The organism is Luteibacter sp. P4_E6 (assembly GCF_056401535.1).
Genome location: NZ_JBFUJE010000530.1, coordinates 1 through 2626, shown reverse-complemented (window position 1 = coordinate 2626; position 2626 = coordinate 1). Strand labels below are relative to the sequence as shown.

Genomic DNA, 2626 nt, shown 5'->3' with positions numbered 1-2626 from the left:
CTCGGGCGTCGGTGGCGGCGTGGCACGCAGCTGCCGCTCCTGCTCGACCCAGCGCCGCAAAGCCGTCGGGCCAAGCCCAAGCAGCCCGCACACGGCAGGCACGGAGCGGTTCTCATCCAGTACTAAACACACCGCCCGGCGCTTGAGCGCCGGGTCGATCGGTCGATATCCCATGATTCACCTCGGTAGGGATTTTGCTCCTACATGGGTGTCCAGGAAAATTAGACCACCGCAAATCGGCTCCTACAAGGCGCTGTCCTCGCCGACAGGATGGGTAAGGTTCACAGCCGCCTCGGCGCCGTCGACCCACGCACCACAAGATCGGGGCTGAAGCCCTCGTTCTCGATGATGTGCTCGTCGCCATCCCGCTCGAGTTCCGCAATGAGACGCTGCGCCGCGTGGCGACCAATCTCTTCGGTGTTCTGCCGCGCGGTAGTCAACGCCGGCCACGACTGCTTGGAGAACGGACTGTCCTCGAAACCGGCGATGGAAAGCTCCCACGGCACATCGACACCGCCTGAGCGTGCCGCCGCAAGAACACCGGCGGCGATCTCGTCGTTCGAACCGAAGATGGCGGTGGGCGGCTCCTTCAGGGCAAGCAACTTGCGCGCGCCGCGGAAGCCATCGTCGAAGGAGTAATCGCCCTCGACCACCAGCTTCTTGTCGACCGGCAGCCCGTATTCGCGCAGCGCGTCCTCGTAGCCCTGATACCGCTCGGGGCTGGAACGATGCTCCTTGCCGCCCCAGAGGAAGCCGATCCGATGGTGACCCAGCTGGATCAGGTGCTCGGTAATCGCGTAGGCGGCATCGCGGTCGTCGACGAAGACACAGGGCCAGCCGTCCTTGGGATCCTGGCGCGCGGAGATGATCCGCACGAAGGGAATTTTGTGTTCGGTCAGCGTCGCCAGCAACTGCGGCTGCTCGGACATGGGCGGGGCGAGCACGAGGCCGGCCAGGCGGTTACGCCGCACCAGGTCGCTCAGTTGCTCGGCCAGCTTGGGCGCCGACGAGTCGCAGGGATGGATCTGCAGGCCGAAGCCACGCTCCCGGCACACCGACAGCACGCCATTCTGCATGGCAATGACGTAGTGGGCGTTGGGGTTGTCATACACCAGGCCCAGCGCGTAAGTCCTGGCGCTGCGCAGGCTGCGCGCCGCCTGGTCGGGCTGGTAGTCGAGTGCATCGATGGCACGCTGCACCTTGTCACGGGTGCGCGCATGAACGGATGGCTCGTGGTTGATGACACGGGAGACGGTCTTGAGTGACACGCCGGCCCGCTCGGCCACGTCCTTGATGGTAGGGCTACGCAATCTCGGACCCTCAATAGCAAGACGGCCATCCTAGCGGATGGCCGTTACGTAGCGAAGGCGGACTTTAGTCCTTGATGTGCTGGCCGACCCGATGGCCGGCGGCGCCGTAGTACAGGATGTACAGGTAGCAGGGGACCATCAGGCAGAGGAACACCGCCTGGAAGTTGTAGCTCTGCTTCAGGTGGGCAAAGGCCACCGGAATGATCGCGCCGCCGGCGATGCCCATGATCAGGAAGGCCGAGCCGAACTCCGTGAGCGCGCCCAGGCCCTTGATCGCCAGCGGGAAGATCGCCGGCCACATCATGGCGTTAGCGAAGCCCAGCGCGGCGACGAAGCCCACCGCGGTGTACCCGGTGGTCATATAGGTGCCGATCGAAAAGATCACGCCGAGGATGGCCGAGAGCGCCAGGTACTTCTGCTGCGAGACGAACTTCGGGATCAGCAGGAGGCCGGCGATGTAACCCAGCAACATCGCGAACAGGGTGTACGAGGTGAAGTGCTTGGTGTCTTCCGGCGTCATGCCAAAACCCTGGCCGTAGGTGCCGATGGCGTCGCCGGCCATCACTTCCACACCCACGTAGACGAACAGGCAGAGCACGCCGAGCCACAGGTGCGGGAAGCTGAAGATGCTGCCCTTGGCATGGCCGATGGCACGCTCGGAATTCGCGCCGGAGGGCTTGATTTCAGGCAGCGAGGAGCGAACCACCCAGATGGCAAGTACGACCAGCAGGCCAGCCATCACCATGTACGGCATGTGCACCTTGGCGGCGAATGCGGCGAGCAGGGCATCCTTCTCGCCCGGTGAACCGGCGGCGGCGATCTGCTTGTCGAAGCTGCCGATATTGCTCATCACCACCGCGCCGAAGACGAAGGGCGCGAGTGCACCGGCCACCTTGTTGCAAATGCCCATGAAGGCAATGCGCTGCGCCGCGCTGTCGATCGGGCCGAGGATGGAGATGTAAGGATTAGAGGCCGTCTGCAGCAGCGAAAGGCCAGCACCGATGACGAACAGGCCGGTCAGCGCACCCGGATAGACGCGCATGGTGACGAACTGGCCGAACAACACGGCACCGATCGCCATGACGAACAGACCCAGACCCATGCCTTTCTTCATGCCGGTCTTCTTCAGGATGAAAGACGAGGGCAGGGCAAGGAAGAAATACGACAGGTAGAACGCCATCGGAACCAGGAAGGCCCCGACATCGTCCAGATTGAAAGCGAGCTTCACGAAGGTGATCAGCGGGCCATTGAGCCAGGTGACGAAGCCGAATATGAAGAACAGGACGCCGATGATGATCATCGGTACCAGACTGGAT

3 protein-coding genes are annotated in these 2626 nt (G+C 63.3%); all 3 read right to left on the bottom strand.

Annotation, left to right across the window (positions count from 1 at the left end):
- The coding region (locus tag AC1DT2_RS20345) for a transposase (protein WP_477294031.1) at positions 1 to 174 on the bottom strand (174 nt) is incomplete at its 3' end.
- Positions 175 to 281: 107 nt separating this feature from the next.
- On the bottom strand, positions 282 to 1310 hold the full coding sequence (locus tag AC1DT2_RS20340) for a LacI family DNA-binding transcriptional regulator (protein ID WP_063573777.1): 1029 nt from the start codon (positions 1308 to 1310) through the stop codon (positions 282 to 284).
- 64 nt (positions 1311 to 1374) lie between these two features.
- Positions 1375 to 2619: a sugar MFS transporter gene (locus AC1DT2_RS20335; protein WP_477298342.1), complete on the bottom strand. Its 1245-nt coding sequence runs from the start codon at positions 2617 to 2619 to the stop codon at positions 1375 to 1377.
- Positions 2620 to 2626: the final 7 nt, after the last annotated feature.